We start from the raw sequence: 18,399 nt of genomic DNA on the forward strand, positions 1-18,399 counted from the left end.
AGACGTGATTCGGACGTGATTCGGACCTCATCCAGCCCCCTCGCGCGCGCCGCTTGTTTTCGGTGTATATTCGGTGCGATGGCCAGTCCCGCGTACGCCGAACTCCACTGTCATTCCGCCCTCTCGCTCCTCGACGGCGCCTCCCTCCCCGAGACGCTCGCCGAACGGGCGGCGGCGCTGGGCTACCGGGCCCTCGCTCTCACCGATCACGACGAGATGGGGGGCGTGGTGCGCTTCGGCACCGCCTGTGCGGCCCTGGCGCTCCCGGGCATCCTGGGCGCTGAGCTCACGGTCCGCATGCCTGAGCTCGCCGGACGTGGCGGCGAGCGGCGCACGCATCTGGTGCTGCTCGCCGAATCGCGCACCGGCTACCACAACATTGCCACGCTCGTCACCCGGGCCCGCATGGACAGCGACCGCGGGCGCCCCAGCGTCCCGTGGGCTCTCGTCACCCGGCATGTGGAGGGGGTCACCGCACTCACGGGCTGTCCCCGGGGCTGGCTGCCGCAACTGCTCGCCGAAGGGCGTGCCGATCTCGCCTGGACCGCCGCCTGTGAACTGCGCGATGTCTTCGGCGCACAGCTGGCCATCGAGTGCTGGGATCATCGGCTTCCCGAAGAGCGCGCGCTGGTGAAGCAGCTGCGCCCGCTCGCCGCGCGGCTGGGGGTGCCATGGGTGGTCACCAACAACGTGCACTACGCCGATCCCTCGGCGCGCATCGTGCACGACGTGCTGCACACGCTGCGCCACGAACGCACGCTCGACACCATGGGCACGCGCCTCAAGCCCAACGCCGAATGGGCGCTCAAGCCCATTGCGCGCATATACCAACGCTGGCGTGGGGCCGAAGAGGGGGTGCGCGCCACCGTGGACATCGCCGAGCGCTGCGCGTTTCGGCTGGAGCAGCTCAAGCCCAGCATGCCGGCGTTTCCGCTGCCGCCAGGCGTGACGGCCAACGAGTATCTCTCGCGGCTCGTGGAGCAGGGCGCGCACGAACGCTGGGGCACCCAGCGTACGCCCCGGCACGACCGGCAGCTGGCGCACGAACTGGGGATGATCCGCAAGCTCGAACTGGCGGGCTTCTTTCTCATCGTGTGGGACATCGTACGCTTCGCGCGGCGTGAGGGCATTCTCTGTCAGGGGCGCGGCTCGGCGGCCAACTCCGCCGTCTGCTTCTGCCTCGGCATCACGGCGGTTGATCCCATTCGCATGGAGCTGCTCTTCGAGCGCTTTCTCAGCGAAGAGCGCCAGGAACCGCCCGACATCGACATCGACTTCGCGCACCGCGACCGCGAGCGCGTGCTGCAGTACGTGTACAACCGCTACGGGCGTGAACACGCGGCCATGGTGTGCGAGCAGATCACGTGGCGCGGCCGCAGTGCCGTGCGTGATGCTGCGCGCGTGCTGGGGTTCAGCACCGAGCAGGCGGACATGCTGGCGGCGCTGAGTGACCGGTTCAGTGCGCGGAGCACGGCGGAGGCGTTGCGTGTGGAGGAGGTCGAGGGTGGGGGTGAGGTCGGGGGGAAACGCGATCGCACAGTGCGCACCGAGGCGGTGGAGAGCACCGGGCACCGCAACAGCAGTGACGCTGCACGCTATGGCCAGCACATGATCCGCGGCACCGAAGCGACGACCACGGCGCGCGTTGTCCGTGAGCGCGCCCGCACGGTGGCCGCGACGCGCACGTCGTCCTCGGTGCCCGCCACCGCCTCGGTGAGCGCTGCGGGCACGCGTTTCTCCCCGACCCAGCCCCCGACCCAGCCCCCGACCCAGCCCCCCAAGGGGATCACCGAGCGCGACGCGACCTGGCAGCAGCTCATGGATCTGCGCGCCGAGCAGAAGCTCGCGAGCGACGAACACGCGCAGCTGGGCCCGCTCGCCAAGGGCGCCGAGCGTGAGACCCACACCGAGTTCGTGGAGGGGCGCAACCGCACCACCGCCACACGTGAGGGCCCGACGGGGCGTGAACTGCTTCAGCGTGCCGGACTCGATCCCGACGATCCGCGCGTGCGACAACTCGCGCATGTGGTGAACGGCCTGCACGCCTTGCCCCGTCACCGGTCCATTCACGTGGGAGGGTTCATCCTCACCGAAGAGCCGCTCGGTGGCGTAGTGCCACTCGAACCCGCGTCCATGCCCGGGCGCACCGTCATCCAGTGGGAGAAGGACGATCTCGATCCCGTAGGGCTCGTGAAGATCGACCTGCTCGGGCTCGGCATGCTCACGGTCGTGCAGGACTGCCTGCTGTACATCCGCCACACGCGCGGGGTGACCGTGGATCTGGGGCAGCTCGACATGAGCGACGCCGCCGTGTACGACGTGATATGCCGCGCCGATACGGTGGGGCTCTTCCAGATAGAAAGCCGCGCGCAGATGAACACGCTGCCGCGCCTCAAGCCACGCTGCTTCTACGACCTCGTGGTGGAAGTGGCGCTCATCCGCCCCGGGCCCATTCAGGGCGAGATGGTGCATCCGTACCTGCGCCGGCGTGCAGGGCTCGAGCCGGTCACGTATCCGCACCCCAGTGTGGAGCACGTGCTGCGCCGCACGTTGGGCGTGCCGCTGTTTCAGGAGCAGGGGATGCAGGTGGCCATCGCCGCCGCGGGCTTCACTCCCGGGCAGGCCGATGTGCTGCGACGCGCCATGGGACACAAGCGGTCACGCGAACGCATGGCGGCCATCTGTGAGGAGCTCATTGCCGGCATGCAGCGTAACGGCATTCCCGAGGAGACCGCGCGGCGCATTTACAACCAGATCAACGCCTTCGCCGACTACGGCTTCCCCGAGAGCCACGCCGCGAGCTTCGCGCTCATCGTGTACGCCACCGCGTGGCTGCGGCACTACTACGCGCCCGAGTATCTGTGCGCCATCCTCAATGCGCAGCCCATGGGCTTCTATTCGCCCGGCACCCTCATCGAGGATGCCAGGCGTCACGGGGTGCGCGTGCGGCCTATCGATCTCACCAGGAGCGTCTGGGATCACAGCCTCGAGCTGTCCGACGGCCGTGTGCTGTACGCCCACGATGGCACCGTACGGTGGGGGCACAACAGGGAGCAACAGACGACTGACAACTCCAACTCAAAACTCGACACTTCTCCCCGGCCACGCGATGTATCAGTACGGCTCGGCCTCCGCCTCGTGCGCGGTCTCGGCGCGCGCGCCCGCCGCAGTCTCGAAGCCGCGCTGCGCGACGGCCCGTTCACCAGCGTGGAGAATGCGGTACAGCGCGTGACCCTCGACCGGGCCGCATGGCGCCGCCTTGCCGAGGCCGGCGCCTTCGACACCATGTTCGCGCACGAGCCGCCCGAACGCCGTCGCCGAGCCGCGTTGTGGGAGGTCATGGCTGTCTCGCGCGGACCGGCATTGCCACTCGCGCCTCGCGCAACGCCCACCACCGCCCAGCGTGCGCCGCTGCCCGCCTATACGCCGGTGGAGCTCACCGAAGCCGACTTCCGCATGACCGGTCTGTCGCTCACGGGGCATCCCATGGTGCACGTACGGGCACATCTGGCCCTCAACGGCGTGCGTACCGCGCGCGAAGCGCACGAGACCGGCAAGGACGGGCAGCCCGTGGCGGTGGCCGGTCTCGTCATCTGCCGGCAGCGCCCCGGCACGGCCAAGGGCTTCGTCTTTCTCACCCTCGAAGACGAAACGGGGATGATCAACATCATCATCACCCCCGACCGCTTCGAGCAGCACGCGCTGCTCATCTCCACCACGCCGCTGCTGCTCGTGCGCGGCACCCTGCAGGTGGAGCAGCACGTGGTGAACGTGCGCGCGAAGCAGTTCCGCGCCCTCGAACTGGGCGGGGGCGAACAGCATGTGAAGGGGCACAACTACCGGTAGCGACGCCCGCGCCACTGTGCCGCCTGTGACGCCGCCGTAGCCGTTTCGCAACGCAACCATCATCACATCGGCACGATCGACACGGACCTTCGAGTATCCGTACGGTGCTCGACGGCGAATCCCCCCTCACTCCTCCGTGTCTATGCGATACGATCCGCGCGCGCTGCACTTCGCGCTCCTCTCGGCGGCATCCCTGCTGGTGATCTCTCCGCTCACCGTCTTCGCCCAGGCTCCCGCCCGCAAGGATTCGGCGCAGGCGCTGGGCAAGGTGGTCGTCACCGGCGTCACCGGGCGTGGCAGCGCCAGGGCCGCTTCGGCTGTCGACACCTCCGTGCTCAAGCAGAACGTGCCCGGCACCAGCGCGCTCAAGGTGATCGAGCGCATCCCCGGCGTGAACATGCAGTCGGTGGACGGCTTCGGCATGTACGAATGGTCGAACCGGATCACCATGCGCGGCTTCCAGAGTGCACAGATCGGCCAGACGATGGACGGCATCCCGTTGGGTGACATGTCCTACGGCAACTGGAACGGGCTCGGGGTCGGTCGCGCGGTCGACGCAGCCAACCTCGAGTCAGCGGCCGTGACCCAGGGTACGGGAGCCCTCGGCACTGCGTCCGCCAACAACCTCGGCGGCGTCGTGCAGTACGCCACCGCCGAGCCCACGGCGCGTCCGCAGTTCACGCTGCAGCAGATGGGCGGCCAGTACGCCGCGCGGCGCAGCATGATGCGCTATGATCTGGGGCTCCGGACCTTCGGCGGCGGCAGCAACGGCGTGTCCGCCTTCGTCTCCGTCTCGCGCTTCGACACCGACAAGTGGAAGGGAGGCGGCACGCGGTTGTCCAACTTCCCCGGCGAGCAGAACCTGCTGTTCGGACAGCGTGGCTTTCTTGGCGGCGCCGGCGAAACGTGGCACGAGCAGCTGAACCTCAAGACCAACCTCTTCCTGGGGTCGAGCAAGATCACGGCGTTCTACAACTACGCCAATCGCAAGGAGAGCGACTTCATGGACCTGTCGCTCGGTGTCTTCAACGGCACCGAACAGGGGTCCGCACAGTTCGGGTTCGGTCCAATGTTCGATTACCTCACGGACTGGAACACCGCCAAGCGCTTCGCCGAAGCGAGCATCCCGCGATACACGCCGCTCACCGACGCGGCCTATTACAGCTCCGCGCAGGGCGCACGTATGGATCATCTCGCCTATCTCAAGGGCGAGTTCAAGCCCACCGCCGGCATACGTCTCGAGGTACAGCCGTATCTCCACCTCAATCGGGGCGGCGGTGACTGGCATGCGCCCAGCTACGGTGCCGCCTACAGCCCCGATCCCATCATGTTCCGCCAGACCCAGTACAATGCGAATCGCGTGGGGGTAATGGCCAAGGGAAGCGGCAACTTCACCGTCGGCTCGGTGGCCAACCAGTTCGAGGTGGGTGGCTGGTACGAAATGAACGAGTCGAACAATCGCCGGCCGCGGTGGCGCCTGGTCAACTACCAGCAGAGCCCCGAGGTGGACTTCAACAACGTGCTCCGCCTTGACTACGACCGCACGGCCGACGTGACCACCAACATGCTCTACGCGCAGAACACGAGCCGACTGCTGCAGGATCGCCTCACGCTCACCTACGGCGCCAAGTACCTGTTGGTGAACGCCGACTTCCGCAACAATGGCAACACGCCCGTGAACGGCCGCACGGCACCGATCTTCGCCGATCAGGGTCGCCCATCGCTCAATATCGAAATGGATGGCGGCCTGCTGCCGCAGGTCGGCGCCGTGTTCAAGGTGAACGAACGCAACGAGCTGTTCGCGAACTGGTCGGAGAACGTGAATCAGTTCCCGCTCAACCCGGCTGGCGGCGTGTACAACACAGCCGTCACCACCTTCGACTTCTTCAAGTCTACGGCGAAGCCGGAGCGGGCCACGACGCTCGAGGTAGGGGCGCGCACGCGGCGTGGCGCCGTTGAGGCGGGGCTCACGGCGTACACGATTGATTACCGCAATCGCCTCCTTGGGGTGGCGCTCTGCCCGCAGACCGTCACCTGTGCCTCCGGCTTCGGCAATGTGGGGTCGGTGAACACGATGGGACTCGAGGGCGTTTTCAATGCCGACCTCGGGCGTGGTCTGCGCCTCTTCGGCTCGGCCACTTTCAACAGCTCGCGGTTCGGCGAGGATTACCGCACCAACCCGAACGATCCCAACTCGCTCGTGAATACCAAGGACAAGTTCGTGCAGGATGCACCGCAGCAGATGCTCAACGCGTCGCTCGCCTACACGCGCAGCAAGCTGAGCCTGTCGCTTGGCGGTCGCTACGTGGGCGAGCGCTACTTCACCTACACGAACGACCTGGCCACGGCCGGTGACGGCGCCGGGAAGGTTCCCGGCTACTTCGTCTCGGATTTCTCGGCGCGCTATCGTGTGGGGGCCATCGGCGCCGTCAAGTCGCTCGAACTGCAGCTGAACGCCAGCAACCTGCTCGACGAGCGCTACATCGCGACCATGGGGAGCGGCGGTTTCGTGGCCCGCGGTGACCTGCCGACCTTCCTCACCGGCGCTCCGCGTCAGCTCTTCCTCTCGGTGAACACGAGCTTCTGACCGACAGCCGTATCATCACGGTCAGCGCGGCAGGAAGACATCCGCCAGACCGGGCGGTGACGCAGCGAAGCCGGCGCTGCCGCCCGGCGATGGGTCCATCGAGATCCGCGTCATCCTCGATGGACCCCTGTGCAGGAGTCATGTCCGTGGGCAGTCCCATGCGCCGGCCTGCCGCATCAGCCCGGTGCCGCCGAAAGCCCGAGCGCACCCCCCACCACGCGGCGCGGCGGTAAATGCAACTGCTCGAACCTGTGGTACTGGACGTCTGCCGATATGCCGTCACCCGTATCCTGCACCGCCATGGTCACAGAGCGCCCGCTCGGCATGTACTCGCCCTCACTCGCCCAACGGGTTTGGGGCAGGGGCACCATCCGGACTATCAGCTGGTGCGGATACTTGAACGGCACCGAGACCGGCTGACCGACCACCTCCCTCCGCCGTTCAGCCCCCGCGAATAGCAGCGTGGCCGTAGTGGCCGCCACGATACGATCACCATCATGAAGCACGATGCCATCCGGCAGCAGCTCCAGCAGCTCCGCAGCGTGGGCCATCACGACCCAAGGCGGCGTGACCTGGTGGGCGTGCCGGAGAGGATCCCCTCGTACTCGGGCAGCGTGTCACCGAGTATGACCCCCGCCTCGGTCGACCGATAGCGCCGGAAGTCCCGGCTGTGATCACTGCCGCGCATCTTCACCACGAGCAGGACCTTGTGGAGCGCACCATCGATCTCCGCGTAGCGCTGGCTCAGGATGATGTCCGTGAGGAACGACACGTGATACCCAGTCAGCGTCGCGCGGTCCTGCGCCTCGATCTCCACCGTCGAGTACGTCGTGACTCCCAGACGGGTCAACGTCCCGATCAGACGATACAACGATTCGCGGAAATCCTCGCGAAACGTGGGGGCAAGCGCCATCTCGAAGCCGTTGATCGAATCAATCACCACGCGGGAGGCGCCGATGTCCTGCACCGACTCCCGGATCTCCTGCAACGTCTCGTCCACGGACAGATCGAGCGGTCGCAGGTAGATCACGCGCAGGCGCCCCGCCGCCACGGCATCAGAGAAGGCGCTCCCGAACCGGGCCGCGCGCGCCAGGTACACATCGGGACGTTCCTCGAAGACCGCCACCACCGCCGATTCGCCGGCGACCAGACCGGCGAGCACGAAGTGCATGGCAAAAGTCGTCTTGCCTGATCCCGTCGGTCCCGTGAGCACCAGCGAGTCGCCCGCCGGAATGCCGCCGCCCATGAGCGCATCGAGTCCCGTGATGCCCGTGCTCACGCGCGCGTTCGACGCTGGACACTGCTCACCCGCCTGAATGGGGAGACGCGGGAAGACCTGCACGCCGGCCGTGGTGATCTTGAGGGTGTGCAGCCCCGGCATGTGCGGCACGCCGCGCGACTTCACCACCTGCAGCTTGCGCACCACCGAATTGCGCTCGACGTCCTGCGTGAGCCAGAAGATGCCGTCAGCCACCGTGAACACCGGGTTGCGCAGCTCCTGATGCTGATACTCGCCAATGAGGAGCGAGGTAATGTCCCAGGTGGTCAGATGCAGGGCAAGGCGCTGGACGAACCGCTCGAGACTGGAGTTCGGGGCTTCCGTTTCCACCGAATGCACGAGGGATCGGAAGGAATCCACCACCACCAGCCCGGGGCGCAGCGCCTCCACGTTGTGCACGATACGCGCGAGGACCGCCTCGAGATCGCCACCGAGCGCCTCCTCACTAAGATTGAGGAAATGCACGCGCTCGCCCACGGCGTCCTCGACGAAGAAGTCGAAGCACTGCTGATAGCGTAGCATCTTGAGCGACGTTTCGCCCAGCAACGTGATGAAGAGACCGGGGCGTTCGACCGTTGCCGTGGCAAAAAGCAACTGCATGGCCATCGTCGTCTTGCCGGTTCCGGGCCCTCCGGCAACCAGGTTGAACGACAGCGCCGGCAAGCCACCGCCCAGCACCTCGTCGAGTCCCGGGACGCCGGTGGAAAGCAGGGCCAGTTCGTGCGGCACTTCGGCGGACGACATGTCAGGATGGGTCATGAGGAGAGATCGTTGTGCCTGGGCCCAGCAACACCGCGCGCCCCCGGGGTTCCGCTCTGCTCGATCAGACGGATGGCCATGGATTCGCCAACGATGCGGCCCAGTTGGCGCATCATGGTGACCAGCAGGGCTATGCAGGCCTCACGTTGCGCCAGCGACTCGGCCGTCACGTCGACCGACGTCTCCGTCTCGTCGTTCAGCAGGTTGGGGATCGTGGCAAGGACCGGGTGCGTAGCCAGCGTCTCGGCAACCGACCGGGACAACAGCGAGCCGTACCCTTCCGCGCCGATCCACCGCCGCAATCGGGCGTCCAGCTGTGCGAGCAGCGCCTCACAGATGGCGAGCACGTCGTCGGGTGTCCCGGTGTGATGCGCGGTGGCATCCCACAATCGCAACGCCACCACACGCATCGGACGGCGATGGTCGCTCATGAACGCCGGCCAGGGCTGCGCGAGAATGCCGCAACCTCGAGTCGGCTGTGCAACGACAGCTTCTCAAGGACGTTGTGCACGTGGCTCTTGACCGTGTGGATCGCGATGTGCAACCGTGCGGCGATTTCCTTGTTGCTCAGCCCTTCGCCGAGGAGCGCGACGATCTCCCGCTCGCGGGCGGTGAGGCGTACGCTGTCTTCCACGACGTCAGTCGGCAATGGATGGGGTTGCCGCGCGATCTGCGCAAACAGCGAATCGGTGAGCGCACGGGGCAACGCCTGCTCCCCCTGCGCCACGTGACGGATGGTCGCGGCAAACTCCTCTGTGGTCGCGTCCTTCATGATGAACCCGGACACACCGGCCCGCACGAACGCCGCGATGTCGTCGTCCGGCGATGCCATACCCATGACGATGACCCGCATGCCCGGGAAGCGCTCATGCACGCGTGTGCAGATGTCGAGACTATGGTCGTCCTGCAGCCCGACGTCGAGCAGCAGGATGGCCGGCTGTTGCCAGGTACTGTGGCGACCCAGCACCGAAGAGTCGGCACCAGCATCCAACACACGGAAGTCCGGTTGCCGCTGGAGCAGCGCGCACAGCCCTTCTCGCAAGAGCCGGTTGTCCTCGATGATCACCAGTGAGACCGGCACCACCGGTTCCGATGCGCCACCCGCTTCCGCCTGTGTCATCGCCGCAGCGTCGAGCATACCGTTCCCGTAGAGGCGAAGCACGGTGACCCCAAGCGGCGCCTGAAGACTCTGGGCCCCTCGAAGTCTGCCACCGCGTGGTCGTGCCGAGAACAAGGTACGTCGATCGTCCACGAAAACCTACTCTGGCGAATCGGGGGCCTCGCCCACTGGAGACGAGACCTCGCCTGAACACACCGGCGGTTCCGTTGGGGCCGGGACAGGTGCGGCATCGGTGGGCGGTGCGCTGTTCAACGCCGCAGCCGGCGGCGCAGCGCCGGCCGTACGTGTGCCTCCATTCAGGATCACTCGCAGATGTCGTACGCGCATGTGCATGGTGCCATCCCCCGGCAATGGTTGGTAGCCGTTCACGCGGGAACGGCGTGGTGTCCGCATCCTTGCAGGCACCGGGGCGTTTCGCCGGCAGCGGCCGGAGAACTCGTGAGCACAGCGTACCATCAGGCCGTCCGCATCACCATCGCTCCGAAGAGTGATTTCGCTCGCTCCTCCGGTATCGCCCTGGTCCCACTCCACAATCACTCCTCCGACCGATGTCCGGACGTTGGCGGCGAAGCGAACATGCAGGCACGGCGCACGGCGCCGGCATTGCCCCGTTTTCCTTCTCTGGAGCCACCATGTCCATCCGTGTGGGGAGTACCCTGTTCCTTGTCATGGCGCTGCTTGGGTGCCGCGATGATGACGCGACCATCGAAACCACCAGTGGCGGGGAGACCAACATGTCGGCATCCGCCGACTCCGCCGTGGCCCGTGGGACGGCGATGCTGCGCTTCGTGAATGCCACCGAGGAGATGCGATTTGCGTCGTTGCAGCTCGACGGTACGATGCTGTTCGACAGCGTCAAGGCGGCGTCGGTGACCGACTACCGCGAAGTCGACAAGCGGATTGCACAACTCACGGCACGTGCGGCCGGGGGGCGCGACACGGCCTCGCTGGCCACCGACAACAAGGTGCTCGTGGACGGGAATCGCTACAGCGCCTTCCTGATGTCGGAGAACATGACCACCCGGCGTCTGCATCTCGTCGAGGATGAGGTCATCCCCGACAGCGGCAAGGCGCGTCTCCGTGTCATCCATGCGGCCTCGGGCGCCCCCGCCATCGATGTGCGAGCACTGAACGGCACCGACAACCTCTTCAGCAACGTGTCCTTCGCCGGCAACGGTGGTTACCGGGACATCGAGCCGGTCTCCCTCTCGCTGCAAGTGCGGGAACAGGGAACGTCGCGCGTGTTGCTCACCATACCGGCCATGAGCCTCAAGCGGGGGAGTGCCACGACAGTGGTCATCACCGGGTCGACGAAGCTGTCCTACTTCACATTCAGCGACTCAATGATGCCGCGCCAAGCCACCCCGTGATGCCGACAGCGAACCGGCGGTGCCTCAGGAGGCACCGCCGGCTGTTCATGACCCCAGGGGAACGCCGCCGTGCAGCCTACGGCTTCCGCGCCGCCGCGTTCGCGACGATGGCAATCTCCACCCGACGATTCGCCTGTCGCCCCGCCTCCGTTTCGTTGTCGGCGATGGGTTCCGCCTCTCCGCGCCCGACGGCACGCAGCCGGTTCGTACCCACGCCCTGCATGGACAGGTAGTTCGACGCCGCCACGGCACGCCGCTCGGCGAGTCGCTGGTTGTAGACACTGGTGCCAACGGCATCCGTATGCCCCACGATCAGCAGATCGGTATTCGGATACTTCGAAAGGCTCGCCGCCAGGCTGCGCAGGTTGCCGGCCGCATCGGCACGCACGACATCCGAATCGAAGTCGTACAAGAGCCCCGACGCGAACGTCACCGCGATGCCTTCACCCACACGCACCACCGTCGCGCCGGGGATGTGCTGCTGCAGTTCCTTGGCCTGCTGGTCCATCTGGTGGCCAATGACTGCCCCGATCGTACCTCCCACGACGGCGCCAATGATGGCCCCCCGGGCGGTCGATCCCGTCTGATTGCCGATCACCCCGCCGGCAACCCCACCCGTGGTGGCGCCAATGATGGCGCCCTGCTCCTTTCGATTCAGCGCCGCACAACCCGCGACGGCACTCGCCAGGACCGCGCCACCCAACATCCGACACGCCAAGCGAGTCCGCTGCGGCCCCGTTGCCGGCCCTTCCACTCCGGTACGCTGCATTGCCTCTCCCTCGTGATCGTGTGGACGGCCCCCCGCTAGCGCAAACGCCTTCCCTGAATGACCTGCACGAGAAACACCACGATGGCGATGACCAGCAGGACGTGAATGACCCCGCCCATCGTGTACGACGTCACCATGCCCAGCAACCACAGCACGAGGAGTACGATCGCCAATGTCATCAGCATGAGTCCGCTCTCCGATTTTTTGTTGCGGTGTGTTCGGCAGGCGCCGTGCACTGCCGATCCTTCTTCGGACTTCACCGGAATGCCCGTGCACCACATCACTGCAAAGCCCATGCGCATGCTCCTGCCGGGCAGCGGCCTGATCGTCCTGATGACAGGCTGTGCCATGTCGCAACAGCAGGAAGTCGAGCTCGGCGCCAGCGCGGCACAGCAGGTGAGCGCCCAGCTGCCGCTCGTTCGCGATGCGGCCGTGATGGAGTACATCGGCACTCTCGGCCGCCGACTCGCCTACGCCACCGACACCCGGGGGCTGACCTGGACCTTCACCGTGGTGAACAGTCGTGAGGTGAATGCCTTCGCCATCCCCGGCGGGTGGATCTACGTCAACCGCGGCCTGATCGAGCGAGCCACCAACGAGAGCGAGCTGGCGGGCGTGATTGCCCATGAGATCGGACACGTCACCCGCCGACACAGCGTCCAGCAGCTGCAGCAATCCACCGGCGCCAATGTCGGCCTCACGCTGCTGTGCACCCTGACCGGTGTGTGCGAAAGCGGCGTGAGCCGGGCGGCCATCAGCGTGGGCGGTAGCGCCCTCTTTGCGAAGTTCAGCCGGGACGACGAGGCCGAGGCGGATCGCGAAGCCGTGGCAACCACGATCACGGCCGGCATCTCGCCGCGCGGCATACCGACCATGTTTCGCGCGCTGCTGCGCGAACGCCAGCGCGATCCCGGTGCGCTCGACGCCTTCTTCGCGAGCCATCCGCTGGAAGAGCGACGCATCGCCGCAACCGAGGCGCAGATTGCCACCTATCCGGTCACGGCCCTCTCGCGACTGCCGGAAGACTCACGGGCCTTTCAGACGTTTCGGCGTCGGCTGCTGGCGTTACCGCCGGCCCCGACGCCGAAATGACGCCGACGTGCCGGGACAGCGGGTACCTACTCCGTCTTCTGGTGTCGCGCTTCGAACTCCTTGATCTCGCGACTCACGACGTCCGTCGACTTGCCGTACCGCTCCTTGATCTTGCCGATGAGCTGCTCGCGCTTCCCGGCAATGATGTCCACGTCGTCGTCGGTGAGCTTGCCCCACTGTTCCCGAATCTTGCCCTTGAACTGCGTCCAGTTGCCCTCGATCGTCTGCGCGTTCATGATCGTCTCCGCTTCGACGGCTGATGACACCGGCGCCCGGGGTGGCCCGCGGTGTCGAGCCTCGGGTTCCGTCGCGCTCCCCGCTACTCGTGCAACGTGCGTCCAGCGCACACTGCATGCACGAAAGGTCGGCCGACGGGCAACGGCCGACCATCCGTCGTGAGGACGATTTACGATCGACGCCCGAGGATGGAGAAGCGCCTCATCCGCGCAGCATGCCAAGCACCGAGTTCACCAGCGCGCCGCTGTTGGCCGGCATGGAACCACCGGGAGTGAACTGATTCACCAGTTCGGGGAGCAACGACGCCAACCCATCCTTGGCCTGCGTGGCCGATACGCCGGCCTGAGCCGCCGCCTGCGCCACGCTATCGTGCCCCAGCACCTGCTCCAGCTGGTCCCCGCTGATCGGCAGGTTCGCTCCGGTTCCCACCCAGCTCTGCACGAGATCACTCATGCCACCCGTCTGGAACTTCTGCAGCAGCCCTTCGAGTCCCCCCTGCTGCTGCACGAGGGCCATCGCCGCGCCCAACAGGGCGTTGTTGCTGCCGCCACCGAACTGCTTGAGCAACCCGCCCAGCATCTGCTGCGCGTCGCCACCCTGGCCGCCCAAGAGCGAGCCCGCTACGTCACCCAGTGCTCCGTCGAACAGCCCCATCGCCGCCCCGTGGTTTGCGTTGAGCGGGAAAGATAACGGCTGGGCATCAGCCGGCAGACAGCACCGGCAACGCGCGCAATTGGCCGCCCACCACCGCCGCACCAACCCGATGTGCCACATACACGCCCGCGGTTTCGCCAGGGACCACATCGGCCAGGGCGCGCTGCAAACCGCCACAGAGGTACGCGTTGCAGATGCTGCTGCGCAGGTCACGCGGGAGCGTGCACCCTTGGCCCCCCTGATAGACACACCCGCCAGCCATCGCGCGCTCGGGGAGCCACGACCGATAGAGGGCCACGACCGCTTCGTCGTCCAGCAACGGGTGGCGCGCCATGACCTCGCGCAGCGTGCGCGTGCGCAGAAACGCATGATCGCCGCCGTTGGCGCAACAGGCGCCACGGCAGGCGCTGCACGTTGCGGCCACCACGGCGGTGGCGACCGCATCGAGTGGCGCCGGATGGGCGAGCGTGCGCTCGTCGGCGTCGGCACCGTGCGATCGCACGAAGGCGATCAGTGCGCGCAACCGCGCCTCGAAGCGCGCGTGGCGACGCTGAGCCGTTGGGCGCACCCGCGCCCGATGCCGCGGCACGAGCGCCACCGGCCACGGCGACGTGGGTGTGTCCTCGCGGGGCACGTTGCGGGCGTCCAGCGCCGCATCGCGTCGAGCGCGCGCCGCGGCGGCAAGTGCCGCCAGCTGCGCACGCGCCGCGCGCAGCGAAGGGGCGGTCGTCGCACGCGCTGGCATCGCGGGTGTGTCTGACATCATGGCCACGTGGCGGGAGCAGGGGAAACACCAACGGGCCACCGGTCGCTTGACCGATGGCCCGTCGTCAGTTCGCTGAAGTCGCGGCTCAGCCGCGGAGCTTCACGACCTGCTCGGCCGCGGGGCCCTTCTGGCCCTGCACGATGTCGAATTCGACACGCTCGCCCTCGGCCAGGGTGCGGAAGCCGCCGCCCTGAATGGCCGAGTGGTGGACGAAGCAATCCTTCGAGCCGTCGTCGGGCGTGATGAAGCCAAAGCCCTTCGCGTCGTTGAACCACTTCACCTTGCCGGTCGTACGCATGGCACTGCTCCTGTGTGTTACTGGGTGTTCGGAGTCCGGCCCTGCCGTACGCACCGAGCACTCGCGTTGATTCGCGGACCGTTCCCCCGCGCGGGTTAGTCGTCGTCGTGCAACGGCGACCAAGCATTCACATCGCAATGCGCGTGTACGAAGAAGGGACCCGCGTAGAGCCAGGTCCCCGAAGTCGCCTGCGTCTGCGTTTCCCGCGCCGTGGCGCGCCCATCATGATCTGAGTGCTCCAAGACGTTAGCGCGGCCGGAACAACGCGTCAATACTGAATTCCGGCCCCCCGGTCACGCTCGGGTTACACTCCCGGATAGGACGGCGTCCGACTGCCGTGGGTCACAGCCGCGTTCCGTTCTCCGGTATCCTCTACCCACCCCGCACATGCTCGCGCCCTTGCCTGCTTCCGCGAACCGTATGCGCCGCACCCTCGCCGTCCTGCTGCCGGTGACCATGGTGGCCGTGACCGAGTTGCCGGCACAGCCCCCCACAGCGCCCGCGCGGCGCATGTCCGCGGCGGACATCGATACCGTCACGTTGGCACGCCCCGCCCTGCGTCAGCCCTACGGCGCGGATTCCCTGCAGTGGGGCGAGTTACGCCTCCCGGATCGGCAGGGGCCCGCGGAACGGGCACCCGTAGCGGTGCTGCTGCACGGGGGATGCTGGATCGCGTCCTTCGCCACGCTGCGCAACACGGCACCATTGGCCGACGCACTGGCGGCTGGTGGCATGGCGACCTGGAACGTGGAGTATCGGCGCAGCGATAGCCCGGGCGGAGGCTGGCCCAACACCTTCCTCGACGTGGCAGCCGCGGTGGATCACCTGCGCGTGCTCGCCCGCTCCTTCCCCATCGACACGGCGCGCGTGGTCATCGTCGGGCATTCCGCCGGTGGGCAACTGGCGCTCTGGGCTGCCAGTCGGGGCGCCCTGGTGCCCGCGTCACCGCTGTACCGGGCCGATCCATTGCGGCCGGCGGCCGTGGTCTCGCTGGGCGGAATCACCGACCTCGACGAGTTCGCCCGACGCGCCGCCTCCGGGTGCGGCCGCGGCGTGCCCCGCCTGCTCGGCGGCACCCCGGCGGAACTCCCCGACCGGCTCGCCGCCTCCTCGCCGATTCGCCGCCTCCCCCTTGGCACCCCAACGCTGCACATCGCCGGTGAGCAGGATGGCATTGCCCCCGATAGCGTCCGTCAGGACTACGTACAGGCCGCCCGCGCCGCCGGCGATGCGCCGGCGGTGAACCGGACGGTGCCCGGCGGGCACTTCGAGCTCCTGGACCCGCGCACCGAGGCTGGGCGCACCGTCGTGCGCGAGTTGCTCTCGCTCCTCCTATCCACGCGTCCGGGCGGTTGACCGCCGCGCCCGTCGTCCCGCGCGCTGCAGCGCTTCGCTTTACAGAAGGTCGGGCGGGCGTCATCGTCTACCTATGTCGTTCACCCAATCCGGAGTTGCCCAGATGAAGGACAATCAGTTCAAGTCGCTGCTGAAGAAGACGCAGGCCAAGGCCGCACAGGTGAAGAAGCCCACCAAGCAGGCGTACGATCCCACCTTGGCGGCCACCCGTGGCAACGACCAGGCCGACGATTCGGAAGCGAAAGAGATTTTCAAGGAAATGAAGCGCCGCGAGTTCTGAGGACCGGGAAACCCCGGCCGGGTGGCCGCCCGTAGGTACCACCGTGAGCACCACGCCCGCCGATCCCTCGTTCATCGCCCTGCAGTCCGCCGTCGCCGGCCGCTTCTCCCTGGAAAGCGAACTCGGTCGCGGCGGCATGGGCATCGTGTATCTCGCCCGCGATGTGCTGCTCGAACGTCCGGTCGCCATCAAGCTGCTCGCCCCCGCACTTGCAGCCCGCGAGGACATGCGCCGCCGCTTCCTGCGCGAAGCGCGACTGGCCGCGCAGTGCTTCCACCCCAACATCGTGCCCATCCACGAGGTGGCCGAAGCGGGTGATCTCGCCTGGTTCGTCATGGCGTATGTGCCAGGCGAATCGCTGGCCGATCGGTTGCGCCGCGCGGGCCCGCTGCCCGCCGAGGAGGTGCGTCGCATCGGTCGGGAAATCGGATGGGCGCTCGCGTACGCGCACGAGCGCGGCGTGGTGCATCGCGATGTGAAGCCCGAGAACATTCTCCTCGAACAGGGGTCCGATCGGGCGCTCATCGCCGACTTCGGGATCGCCGTTGCCGCGAACGGCCCGCATCACAGCGGCGAGGTGGCTGGCACCGCACGCTATATGGCGCCCGAGCAGGCACTCGGTGAACCCATCGACGGGCGGGCGGACCTGTACGCCCTTGGCGTTACGCTGTACGTGGCCGCCACCGGCGCGTACCCCTTCGACGGCGCGTCGTCGGTGGCCATTCTCGCGCAGCAGTCGACCACGGCGGCACTCCCCGTGCGTGAACGGGCGCCGCGGTTACCAGTGCAACTCGCCGATGCCATCGACCAATGTGTCGCTGTTCGCGTAAGCGAACGGTTCGACAGCGCCGCGCGGTTCGTGCACGCGCTCGAACGCACACCGGACGGTGGCGAGTTGCCGAATGAGGCGCGGGCCACACGCTATGCCATAAGCAGTGCCATGAGCCTTGTCGACTGGACGCTCGCCATGGCCTACGCCGGCCTCTTCCTCGTGATGGGTGAGCCTCCGCAGTCGTTCGGCCGCAACATCATGATCGGCATCGTGGAGGCCGGGCTGCTCTTCATCGGCACGGCGACGGCTGTACGTGTCGGCGAAGCAGTCTTGGCCGCACGCACCGCCCTGCGCCGCGGCGTGGCGCCACGGGATGTTGTGGAGGCCCTGGCGCCTCCCCCGGCCGCACCAGATCGCCCGGTCGGTTTCCTGCAGGGAATCGGGCTCCTCATCGCAGGATCGTCCCTTGCCCTTGCACAGGCCCAGATCGATCCCCTGGGGCTGCCATCGGCGCTCGAGTTGCTGGGCAACCTGATCACGTGGGTGGCACCACCGTTGCTCATTCACCGCGCCACGACCGGTATGCGCCACCCGAACGGCCAGAGCGGTTGGCTCTACCCGTTCGTTCGTCGTCCGCTTGCGCAACGCATCGTACGCTGGCTCGGAGGTACCGGCGCCCGCGATACGACGCCTGCGCTGTCGGCGTCGCCATCACATACCGAAGTCCTGCTCAGCGAGGCGGTCAACGCCATCTTCGAGCGCCTGCCACGCGACGTGCGCCTGCCGCTCGCGGCGCTCCCCGACGCCACCGCCGCACTCGCCCGCGAAGCCTTGGCTCTCCGTGCCAGGGCCGAGGCGCTGTCGGCCGAGCACCGTCGGCTGCGCACTGCGCCGCACGATGCCGCCATGCTGGCCGATATCGAACAGCAGCAGGCGACCGTACGGGCGCGCCTCGGCACCGCCATCGCCGGATTGGAGAACATCCGCCTCGACCTGCTGCGGCTCGAAGCCGATCGCACCCTGCCCGGATCACTCACCGAACAGTTGGAGGCCGTGCGTGAGCTGCAACGCCAGGTGGATGCCGCGGCGGAGATGCAGCGCATACTCCGTGCGCCGGCGACGGAGCTGACACCGGTGTAGTCGAGGTCCGCTCGTGGTGTAGAATAGAGAGCGGTCGCGACGCAGGAGGCACGCGCTCCCACCCTTCCCCACCA

At 67.3% G+C, this 18,399-nt stretch carries 17 protein-coding genes; 7 read left to right on the forward strand and 10 right to left on the reverse strand.

Translation table 11 applies throughout. The features are described from left to right. Positions 1 to 78 precede the first annotated feature (78 nt). Together O9271_RS07175 and O9271_RS07180 are read left to right on the forward strand one after the other, a co-directional pair. Positions 79 to 3,846 carry a PHP domain-containing protein gene (locus O9271_RS07175; RefSeq protein ID WP_298267681.1) on the forward strand — a complete coding sequence of 1,256 codons (3,768 nt, stop codon included), beginning with the start codon at positions 79 to 81 and terminating at the stop codon, positions 3,844 to 3,846. Positions 3,847 to 3,988: 142 nt separating this feature from the next. Further along, complete coding sequence (locus O9271_RS07180; RefSeq protein WP_298267853.1) at positions 3,989 to 6,433, forward strand: TonB-dependent receptor; 2,445 nt, start codon at positions 3,989 to 3,991, stop codon at positions 6,431 to 6,433. A 176-nt stretch (positions 6,434 to 6,609) separates the two neighbouring features. Here the strand turns inward: O9271_RS07180 and O9271_RS07185 are convergent, their stop codons facing one another. From O9271_RS07185 to O9271_RS07200, 4 genes are read right to left on the reverse strand one after another with little or no spacing between them, the layout of a single operon-like run. After that, positions 6,610 to 6,987 (reverse strand): hypothetical protein, encoded by a 378-nt coding sequence (locus tag O9271_RS07185; RefSeq protein ID WP_298267683.1) that lies wholly within the window; start codon positions 6,985 to 6,987, stop codon positions 6,610 to 6,612. Next, positions 6,984 to 8,456: an ATPase domain-containing protein gene (locus tag O9271_RS07190; protein ID WP_298267685.1), complete on the reverse strand. Its 1,473-nt coding sequence runs from the start codon at positions 8,454 to 8,456 to the stop codon at positions 6,984 to 6,986. The genes O9271_RS07185 and O9271_RS07190 overlap by 4 nt, the downstream gene beginning before the upstream one ends. 11 nt (positions 8,457 to 8,467) lie before the next feature. Next, complete coding sequence (locus tag O9271_RS07195; RefSeq protein ID WP_298267687.1) at positions 8,468 to 8,902, reverse strand: hypothetical protein; 435 nt, start codon at positions 8,900 to 8,902, stop codon at positions 8,468 to 8,470. Beyond that, entirely contained in the window at positions 8,899 to 9,633 is a 735-nt protein-coding gene (locus O9271_RS07200; RefSeq protein ID WP_298267690.1) for a response regulator transcription factor, read from the reverse strand. The genes O9271_RS07195 and O9271_RS07200 overlap by 4 nt, the downstream gene beginning before the upstream one ends. Positions 9,634 to 10,223: 590 nt before the next feature. On the opposite strand from O9271_RS07200, the gene O9271_RS07205 reads away from it, so the two are divergent. Beyond that, positions 10,224 to 10,961 (forward strand): DUF4397 domain-containing protein, encoded by a 738-nt coding sequence (locus O9271_RS07205; RefSeq protein ID WP_298267692.1) that lies wholly within the window; start codon positions 10,224 to 10,226, stop codon positions 10,959 to 10,961. A 76-nt stretch (positions 10,962 to 11,037) separates the two neighbouring features. Here the strand turns inward: O9271_RS07205 and O9271_RS07210 are convergent, their stop codons facing one another. Together O9271_RS07210 and O9271_RS07215 are read right to left on the reverse strand one after the other, a co-directional pair. Beyond that, a complete protein-coding gene (locus tag O9271_RS07210; RefSeq protein WP_298267694.1) occupies positions 11,038 to 11,730 on the reverse strand; it encodes an OmpA family protein in 693 nt (230 codons plus the stop codon). 35 nt (positions 11,731 to 11,765) lie between these two features. Continuing rightward, complete coding sequence (locus O9271_RS07215) at positions 11,766 to 11,915, reverse strand: lmo0937 family membrane protein (protein WP_298267697.1); 150 nt, start codon at positions 11,913 to 11,915, stop codon at positions 11,766 to 11,768. Between the two features lie 109 nt (positions 11,916 to 12,024). Here O9271_RS07215 and O9271_RS07220 point away from each other — a divergent pair, with 109 nt between their 5' ends. Next, a complete protein-coding gene (locus O9271_RS07220; protein WP_298267699.1) occupies positions 12,025 to 12,822 on the forward strand; it encodes a M48 family metallopeptidase in 798 nt (265 codons plus the stop codon). A 26-nt stretch (positions 12,823 to 12,848) separates the two neighbouring features. Here O9271_RS07220 and O9271_RS07225 read toward each other — a convergent pair whose 3' ends face one another. The 4 genes from O9271_RS07225 to O9271_RS07240 form a co-directional block, all read right to left on the reverse strand. After that, entirely contained in the window at positions 12,849 to 13,058 is a 210-nt protein-coding gene (locus tag O9271_RS07225) for a CsbD family protein (protein ID WP_298267701.1), read from the reverse strand. 202 nt (positions 13,059 to 13,260) lie between these two features. Next, positions 13,261 to 13,713: a YidB family protein gene (locus tag O9271_RS07230; protein WP_298267704.1), complete on the reverse strand. Its 453-nt coding sequence runs from the start codon at positions 13,711 to 13,713 to the stop codon at positions 13,261 to 13,263. Positions 13,714 to 13,759: 46 nt separating this feature from the next. Continuing rightward, entirely contained in the window at positions 13,760 to 14,458 is a 699-nt protein-coding gene (locus O9271_RS07235) for a hypothetical protein (RefSeq protein ID WP_298267707.1), read from the reverse strand. Positions 14,459 to 14,564: 106 nt separating this feature from the next. Beyond that, complete coding sequence (locus tag O9271_RS07240; RefSeq protein WP_291160622.1) at positions 14,565 to 14,777, reverse strand: cold-shock protein; 213 nt, start codon at positions 14,775 to 14,777, stop codon at positions 14,565 to 14,567. A 420-nt stretch (positions 14,778 to 15,197) separates the two neighbouring features. Here O9271_RS07240 and O9271_RS07245 point away from each other — a divergent pair, with 420 nt between their 5' ends. From O9271_RS07245 to O9271_RS07255, 3 genes are all read left to right on the forward strand, one after another. Beyond that, positions 15,198 to 16,133 (forward strand): alpha/beta hydrolase, encoded by a 936-nt coding sequence (locus O9271_RS07245; RefSeq protein ID WP_298267710.1) that lies wholly within the window; start codon positions 15,198 to 15,200, stop codon positions 16,131 to 16,133. A gap of 103 nt (positions 16,134 to 16,236) precedes the next feature. After that, complete coding sequence (locus O9271_RS07250; protein ID WP_298267713.1) at positions 16,237 to 16,413, forward strand: hypothetical protein; 177 nt, start codon at positions 16,237 to 16,239, stop codon at positions 16,411 to 16,413. Between the two features lie 43 nt (positions 16,414 to 16,456). Then, complete coding sequence (locus O9271_RS07255; RefSeq protein ID WP_298267715.1) at positions 16,457 to 18,325, forward strand: serine/threonine-protein kinase; 1,869 nt, start codon at positions 16,457 to 16,459, stop codon at positions 18,323 to 18,325. The last annotated feature ends 74 nt before the right edge of the window (positions 18,326 to 18,399 follow it).

This window comes from Gemmatimonas sp., from assembly GCF_027531815.1.
GTDB lineage: Bacteria > Gemmatimonadota > Gemmatimonadetes > Gemmatimonadales > Gemmatimonadaceae > Gemmatimonas.

Excerpts from the sequence above, each read along its gene's own strand:
- O9271_RS07175 (WP_298267681.1), top strand. The coding sequence starts at position 79 with ATGGCCAGTCCCGCGTACGCCGAACTCCACTGTCATTCCGCCCTCTCG.
- O9271_RS07195 (WP_298267687.1), bottom strand. The coding sequence starts at position 8,902 with ATGAGCGACCATCGCCGTCCGATGCGTGTGGTGGCGTTGCGATTGTGG.
- O9271_RS07205 (WP_298267692.1), top strand. The coding sequence starts at position 10,224 with ATGTCCATCCGTGTGGGGAGTACCCTGTTCCTTGTCATGGCGCTGCTT.
- O9271_RS07240 (WP_291160622.1), bottom strand. The coding sequence starts at position 14,777 with ATGCGTACGACCGGCAAGGTGAAGTGGTTCAACGACGCGAAGGGCTTT.
- O9271_RS07215 (WP_298267697.1), bottom strand. The coding sequence starts at position 11,915 with ATGCTGATGACATTGGCGATCGTACTCCTCGTGCTGTGGTTGCTGGGC.
- O9271_RS07220 (WP_298267699.1), top strand. The coding sequence starts at position 12,025 with ATGCGCATGCTCCTGCCGGGCAGCGGCCTGATCGTCCTGATGACAGGC.
- O9271_RS07250 (WP_298267713.1), top strand. The coding sequence starts at position 16,237 with ATGAAGGACAATCAGTTCAAGTCGCTGCTGAAGAAGACGCAGGCCAAG.
- O9271_RS07190 (WP_298267685.1), bottom strand. The coding sequence starts at position 8,456 with ATGTCGTCCGCCGAAGTGCCGCACGAACTGGCCCTGCTTTCCACCGGC.
- O9271_RS07180 (WP_298267853.1), top strand. The coding sequence starts at position 3,989 with ATGCGATACGATCCGCGCGCGCTGCACTTCGCGCTCCTCTCGGCGGCA.
- O9271_RS07230 (WP_298267704.1), bottom strand. The coding sequence starts at position 13,713 with ATGGGGCTGTTCGACGGAGCACTGGGTGACGTAGCGGGCTCGCTCTTG.
- O9271_RS07225 (WP_298267701.1), bottom strand. The coding sequence starts at position 13,058 with ATGAACGCGCAGACGATCGAGGGCAACTGGACGCAGTTCAAGGGCAAG.
- O9271_RS07235 (WP_298267707.1), bottom strand. The coding sequence starts at position 14,458 with ATGCCAGCGCGTGCGACGACCGCCCCTTCGCTGCGCGCGGCGCGTGCG.
- O9271_RS07245 (WP_298267710.1), top strand. The coding sequence starts at position 15,198 with ATGCGCCGCACCCTCGCCGTCCTGCTGCCGGTGACCATGGTGGCCGTG.
- O9271_RS07210 (WP_298267694.1), bottom strand. The coding sequence starts at position 11,730 with ATGCAGCGTACCGGAGTGGAAGGGCCGGCAACGGGGCCGCAGCGGACT.